The organism is Paenibacillus sp. 598K (assembly GCF_003851045.1).
Taxonomy (GTDB): Bacteria; Bacillota; Bacilli; order Paenibacillales; family Paenibacillaceae; genus Paenibacillus_D.
Map to the genome: position 1 here is coordinate 1 of NZ_BFBX01000179.1, position 7,277 is coordinate 7,277.

A 7,277-nucleotide genomic window follows, 5' to 3' on the forward strand; every position below is an offset into this window, starting at 1 on the left:
CTGGGGGCCGCCTCCAGCGCCGAGGCGGCAGTGCTGCCGCGAGCGGCGGAGGAGCCGTCTGCGACGATCCATTATATCGATATGGAGAGCAGCGCCTACGAGCTGACCGACCTGATGATGATCGAGTCGCTGCAAGGGCTGGTGAACCGGGAGGAGCCGCGCATCTGGGTGCTCAAGAATCCGCTCCACCTGTATGACGCCCAGCCGGGCTTCTCGGCCAACTCGGTCATGGTCGCGCGCGACTTCTGGTTCGATCAGCTGAGCGGGTATACGAAGCAGCCGTACACCGATCCGTACGCGCTGGTGGCGGCCTTCGCCGGGGAGCTGGCCGGAGCGGTGCTCTACGACGAGGATGTGCTGGACCCGGCAGGCGTCGGCAACAGCGGCACGTACTATTACTACACGGGCGACAACTCGGCATATGCAGAGCCTAACAAGAGCTTCCTGCCGTCCGACGTCCGGGTCGCCAATCTCAACGTGACGGCGATGCTGAGCGCCCGTCATCACGCCGTCGCGCTGACCGCCGCGCAGCTCCAGAAGCTGGAGGACGACTACAACGTCACGTTGCCGGTGCTCGCCGACAGCGGCGCGCTCGGACTGGACTCGTGGGAGGAGGCATACGACTATGCGCTGACCGAGCTGGCTCCCTACATGCGGACCGACATCCTGGCGGCCAATCCGAACTATAGTCTGGCGATGTTCGATTACATCATCGCCAACAACATCTTCACCTTCCATCTGAAGGGCGACCCGCAGGCAGGCAACGGCTTGAGCGCGAGCGAGAAAGGACTGCTCGATGAGCTCGTCGAGCTGGCTCCCGGCGTCGCGCCGATCATCGGCACGTGGGGCGGCAGCACGGACGAAGATGCCTTCGGCCGTTATCTGAACGGTAAAGGCAAGTACGCGCTGGTCGCCAGCGAGAGCTTCAACATGAGCTGGACGAGCGGTCTGCCGATGGTCCGCCCCGCCGCCTCGGAGACGGTGCGCAGCCTCGTATACGATCCGACCAAGGTGTATATCAGCTTCACCGAGACGGACGGCGATACGCTGCTGTTCCCGCATCTGAAGTTCCCGACCTGGATGGCGCTGGCTGACCGCGAGGACTACCCGATCGCCTGGGAGCTGACGCCGCTCTTGGCGGAGATCGATCCGCTGGCAGCCGCGTATTACGAAGCGCAGCGCGGCGCCAACAGCTACGTGACGCCAGTGACCGGCGTCGGCTACATCAAGTACCCGATGCCGGACCAGTACCGGGACGATTACTTTGCGTTGACGGATGACTATATGGATTATATGCGTCAGCGGACGCTCCGCACGATGCGTTACGACCGCTTCGACGCCTCGGTCTATACGAATATCCCGAGCGTGGAGGGCGTCTTCGCCGGGTACGGCGGACTCGACCCCGAGCGGCCTGCGGTCGCGGACAACCGCGAGACGCATTTCCGGTATATGGGCAAGCCGGTGTTTATCAACTATTCGTTTTTCGACGGCGCCGATATCGCCGCTTACAGCGGCACAGGTCCGGCCTTCTTCAACGTAGGGGCCCAATATATCAACACCGAGCTGCTGACGGACTATATCGACAGCCTGCCTGCACGCTTCGTCGTCGTCACGCCGGGCGAGATGGTCGATCTGTACCAGCAGTATGCCGAGTCGGTGTTCGAGGAGATTGCCGAGGCGGGCTTCCGGGCGAGCTTCACGCATGACGAGAGCGGCTTCCTCCATGAGGATAGCGGCAGCTACATCGCCGATGGCGATCATCGGGTAGCGGACGGAGCCCAGAGCTGGACGTATCGCTTCAATCTCGACGACGCCGAGACGACGCTGGAGCTCGCGCTCGATATCGCCAACAACTACGTCGTCGAAGCCTCGGTCGATGCGAGCACATGGACCGTCGTGGCGCAGGCCGCCGCCGATATCCATGATGCCAGCAACCGGCAGACGCTTGCTCTGGATCTGACCAGCTATCTGACAGGCAACCAGACCAATACCGTCTATGTGCGCTTCCGCGACGGCTCGCTGGCCGACGGCTGGGGTCCGAGCCTGTACAGCGTAAGCGTCAACGGAGGGATCGTCGAGGGCGTGCCGCCACGGGACGCGCTGACGTCGGGACGGATGCTGCAGGACGGCGAATTCCTCGTCTCCCCGTCAGGCACGTATAACCTGACGCTGCAGACCGACGGCAATCTTGTGCTGTATAGCGGACCGAACCCGGCGGCCAACACTGGCGTCGTCTGGCAGTCGGGCGTCACTGGCACGAGCGGCGATTACTTCGCGATGATGCAGACGGACGGCAATCTCGTCGTCTACAAGGGCACCGGCCCTTCGGATAATCAGGGCTATCTCTGGTCGAGCGGCACCAACGGCTCGTCATCGGCGCACCTGGTCATCAAGGATGACGGCAAAGTTTACATTTATGAGGGCGACGCTCCGGCCAGCGCGGGCAGTCTGCTCTGGTCGCGGCCATAACCCCCATTTGAACATGAGGTGAAGAGAGATGTTTGACCGTAAGAATGCGTTTTTTGGTCTGCACTTCGACCTGCATCCCGAGGCGGAGGATCATGCGCTGGGCGCAGATATCGAGCCGCGCGCCGTAGCCGAGCTGCTGCTGCGCATCCGACCCGACTTCGTACACTACGACTGCAAGGGCCACCCCGGCTATGCCGGGTACGAGACGACTGTCGGCACGCCATCGCCAGGCATCGTCCGCGACGCCCTGGCGATCTGGCGGGAGGAGACGCGGAGGCTGGGGATTGGACTCGGGGTGCATTACTCCGGCGTCGTCGATCACCTCGCGGTCCGGCAGCGCCCGGAGTGGGCGGTGACGCATCCCGACGGCAGGAGAGACGAAGAGGCGACGAGCCTGTTCGGCGGCTACGCTGACGGGCTGCTCGTCCCGCAGCTCGCGGAAATCGCCGAGCGCTACGACGTCGACAGCGTCTGGCTGGACGGCGAGTGCTGGGGAGCCAAGCTCGACTATGGTCCGCTAGCGATGGCTGCCTGGACGGCCGAGACTGGCTGGACGGATGCGCCTCTCGATCGCAGCGACAGCCGCTGGGGTCAGTGGAAGAGCTTCCACCGCGCCCGCTTCGAGGCGTATCTGCGTCACTGGACGACGCGGCTCGGCGAGCTGAAGGCGGGCGTCCAGCGGGCGAGCAACTGGGCGTTCTCGACGATGAGTCCGGTGCCGGTATCGGCTCCGGTCGACTACCTCTCCGGCGACTTCGACCCGATGCTCTCCGCCGATCGCGCCCGTACCGAGGCGCGCTACCTGTCCCAGGTCGGCATGCCGTGGGAGCTGCAATCCTGGGGCTTCGACAATGCCGAGGGTCAGGAGGAACTGCTCAAATCAGCGGCGCAGCTGCAGCAGGAGGCCGGCGTCGTGCTGATGCATGGCGGCGGGTACATGCTCTACTATCTGCCGACGCGCTCCGGCTACATCGCCGAGGAGATCGTCGATACCGCCGCCGAGGTCGCCGCCTACTGCCGCGAACGTCAGCAGCTCTCGCATCGCAGCGTCTCCGTGCCGCAGATCGCGCTGTTGCACTCCGCCGAGAGCCAGTTCGACATCTCCGATCGGGTGTACACCTGGTGGGATACGCCGCTCGTCGAGCTGGAGGGGGCGCTGCATGCGCTACTGGAGTCGCACTACTCGGTTGATGTGCTGACGGAGTATATGCTGATGGAGCGGCTGGACGACTACCCGCTGCTCGTCATCCCGGATGCGCCGACGCTGAGCGAGCCGTTCCGCCAGCGCGTGCTGCGCTATGTTGAGCAGGGCGGTCGTCTGCTGTTGCTCGGGGAGCGCTGCGCCAGGTTGTTCGGCGAGGCGCTCGGCGTCCGGCTCGTCGGCGAGCTGCAGCAGCTGCGGGCCCAGCTCATCTCCGGCGCGGGCAAGATCGGCTGCCCGGGCATCTGGCAGCCGATTGAGCCGGACGGCGCGGAGGTGCTGTCGATCCGCTACCACGGCGAGGGTGTGCAGACCCGCAGCGCCTACCTCGACGTACGTGCGGACGGCGTGTCCGAGGGACATCGCCAGCTCCGTCAGGAGGGAGCGGCGGCGACGCTGCATCGCTACGGACAGGGACAGATCGCTGCCGTCTACGGGCCGATCGCCACGCGCTATTATTACAGCCATCATCCCTTCATGCGGCGATATATCTGCGAGCTGGTCGAGCGGCTGTTCCCGGACCCGGCTGTGACGACCGATGCGCCGGCCCATGTCGATCTCGCACTGCGCCGTGCCGCCGACGGGACGCTGTGCGTGCATCTGCTCAACCTGGCGCAGATGCCAGTCTCGAACCGCCGCGGCTTCCCCGAGTCGGTGCCGCCGACCGGTCCGATCCGGCTGTCTGTGGCGGTCGCTGAGCGGCCGCAGGCGGTCACCTGGGAGCCGAGCGGCCAGTCGCTGGCCTGGAGCTGGCAGGAGGGCCGACTCGAGACGACTGTGCCGTCGCTCCACATCCACGGCATCCTCGCGATACTAGCTGGATAACACCGATGCAACTCATGACGCCTTTGCGGTCCGCTCCATAGCGGCTGCAAAGGCGTCTTGGCGTATTACGACGCAATGGAAGGTTCGCAACCGGCGATTGGAGTCGGACGTGGCTATTGTGCTATGGTTAGAGCAGAGGTTACATAAGGATATTTCATGTAGGTGTCATGATATTATACAGGACTCCTGCAATTACTTATCTGGAGGGACATCATGAAGCAAACGCTAGATATAGACAAGCTGCCCAGCGAGCAGGAGGTTTGGGCGTGGCAGCAGCGGCTCGACAGCTATGGACCGCGCTTGACAGGAAATGCAGCGCATCGGCAAATGATCGACGATCTGGAAGCCGAGCTGCGTCAGATGGGATTGCAGACGCACAGAGATCGCCACTCCTTCACGAGATGGGAAGCGAAGCAATGGGCGCTGTCGGTGGTCGGCGAGGACGGCAGGGAAGAGGAGCTTCCGGTGGCGTTTTATTATCCCTATTCGGGCAGCACGTCTCCGGAAGGAGTAACTGCCGAGCTGGTATACTGCGGGAAGGGACCGGGGAAGTTCCGCGAGGCAGCGGGCAAAATAGCCGTCGTCGAGGTGGGCAGCCCGCGCTTGCCCTCGGCGCTATTCTGCAAGCGGCGCAGCTCGTATCCGCCGGAGGAGCGCATTCCGCGCCTGCTCAGCAACTCGGTGGTCAGCTCCGTCTTGCGGGGGCCGAAGCTGGAGCAAGCGGCTGCAGCCGGGGCGCTCGGCGTGATCTGCATCTGGAGCGAGCTGTCGGAGGCGAATGCCGAGGCCCAGTACTTGCCCTTCACGACGGGGCCGCAGCAGTGTCCTGCATTGTGGGTCGGCAAGACGGCAGGCCGTCGGCTGAAGCAGCTGGCCCAGCAAGGCGCGCGGGCGCGGCTGCTGCTGACCGCAGACCGCGAGGAGGGAGCGGAGAGCGATACGCTCTATGCGGTGCTGCCCGGGACGGATAAGCGGGAGAGCATCATCATTAATACTCATACGGATGGCCCGAATGCTTGCGAGGAGAACGGAGCGATTGGCCTGCTGGCGATGGCTAGATATTTCTCCTCTCTGCCGATGGAGGAGCGGAAGCGCACGCTGGTGTTTGCCTTTGTGACCGGACATTTCCAAATACCGCAATTCGGCATTCACGGCCAGGCGACCACCCGCTGGCTGCACGATCACCCGGAGCTGTGGGATGGCAAGGGCGCCCATGCCAAGGCCGTGGCCGGACTGACGCTGGAGCACCTCGGCTGTCTGGAGTGGAAGGACCGTCAGAGTGGGGACGATATCGCCTATGGCTCTACAGGGCGGCTGGATATGGAGCTGGTCTATACCGGCAATCAGGCGATGGACGAGCTGTACCTGCAAGCGGTGGAGGGGCGGACGAAGGTCAGGAGCGTTACGCTGCGGCCGAAAAGTACCGTCTATTTTGGCGAAGGTCAGCCGTTGTATAAGGCAGGCATCCCGACGGTATCGCTCATCCCGGCCCCGGATTATCTATGCGCGATAGGCGAGGCGGGCGGTCTGGACAAGCTGGACGCGGGCTTCATGCATGAGCAGATCGCAAGCTTCGTGAAGCTCGCGCTGGCGATAGACGACACGCCGACCGAAGCGCTGGGAGAGCCGCAAGCGCCTGTGATGGGAATCATCGGGCTGCTGGTGAAGGAGTAAACGCACGAAAAAACCACCCTCGACCGTCTGGATTTCTTGATGATGAGGGTGGTTATAGTTATGGGTTCTCGCTCTCAGTCTCCACAGGCGGGGTCTCCTCCTGCTCAGGAGCTGCCGACAGCTCGTAGGAACGCGTATCGAAGCGAAGGATCGTGCCCTCAGGCAGCTCCAGCCGCTCGCCGAGAGCGATGACGATGCGAGCAGGATAAATCTCCTCAAGCGTCATATCGGCTTCCGGCACCGAGCCGTCCGTACCTTGTGGGCCCGTGCTGCCGCTCGCTCCACCACCGTTGGTAGCGGACTTGTCCGTGCTGTCCTCGGGTGCGGCTTCATTGTCCGTCCCGACGCTGCCCGATGTCTCGCTGTCGCTATCGGTTGTGGCAGCGCGATTGGTGTTGTTGGAGGCCGAATTAGCACCTCCGGTACTGCCGCCCTCCGCACGCGAACCTGCGCCACTGCCGCCCTCTGAGCCAGAGCCGGAAGTACTACCGTTCCTCGTCCCGGAACCAGATGTGCCGCCGACCTCCGTATCGGTACCAGAACCGGAAGTATTATCGTCCCCCGCGCCAGCATCGGAGTCACTGCCGTTCCCCGCACCTGAGCCGTCGGGAGCTGTATTGCCCCCGCAGGCGGCTTCGAAGCTCATGTTGCGGAAGACATGCATCTTGCCATCCGGCGTCTCCAGGACGAAGCTGCCAAGCTCCTCCGCATCCAGCTCCGCACAGGCTGCCGGTACGCGAAAGAGCAGCTCCAGCTGGGTATGGGCAGAGGGCTCGTCCGCTCCAGGCTGAACCGCATAGACCAGCATGTCCGGCCAGGTCGTCGTCCCCGGATCGGTCTCTCCCTGAGCCGGCGACTCGCCTGTCGTGCCGCCCGCCCCCGGTGTACCGGGCACTGGCGTCTCGCCGTCGCCGCCCTTGTCCTGCAGCACGAAGCTGAGCACGAGCAGCACGGCGCCGATCGTCACGAGGGAGGAGAGGAAAAGCTTGCCGCGCCGACCGCGCAGCAGCTTGCCGAGCGGCGACGCATGCTCGCCTCGCACCTGGCCGTAGACCGCCTTCATCGCCGGACCAGCGCCATCGTAGTAAGTCCGGCGATGAAGGCGGTC

At 64.0% G+C, this 7,277-nt stretch carries 3 protein-coding genes and 1 pseudogene; 3 read left to right on the top strand and 1 reads right to left on the bottom strand.

All coding sequences use genetic code 11. The features are described 5' to 3' along the window. The 3 genes from PA598K_RS33780 to PA598K_RS33790 form a co-directional block, all read left to right on the top strand. The coding region (locus PA598K_RS33780) for a GxGYxYP domain-containing protein (protein WP_128661132.1) at window positions 1–2,469 on the top strand (2,469 nt) is incomplete at its 5' end. A 28-nt stretch (window positions 2,470–2,497) separates the two neighbouring features. Further along, window positions 2,498–4,495: an alpha-amylase family protein gene (locus PA598K_RS33785; RefSeq protein WP_128661133.1), complete on the top strand. Its 1,998-nt coding sequence runs from the start codon at window positions 2,498–2,500 to the stop codon at window positions 4,493–4,495. Window positions 4,496–4,708: 213 nt separating this feature from the next. After that, window positions 4,709–6,169 carry a hypothetical protein gene (locus PA598K_RS33790; protein WP_128661134.1) on the top strand — a complete coding sequence of 487 codons (1,461 nt, stop codon included), beginning with the start codon at window positions 4,709–4,711 and terminating at the stop codon, window positions 6,167–6,169. Window positions 6,170–6,227: 58 nt separating this feature from the next. On the opposite strand, the pseudogene PA598K_RS36805 reads toward PA598K_RS33790, so the two are convergent. Next, window positions 6,228–7,277, bottom strand: a pseudogene (locus tag PA598K_RS36805) (hypothetical protein); the annotation flags it as partial.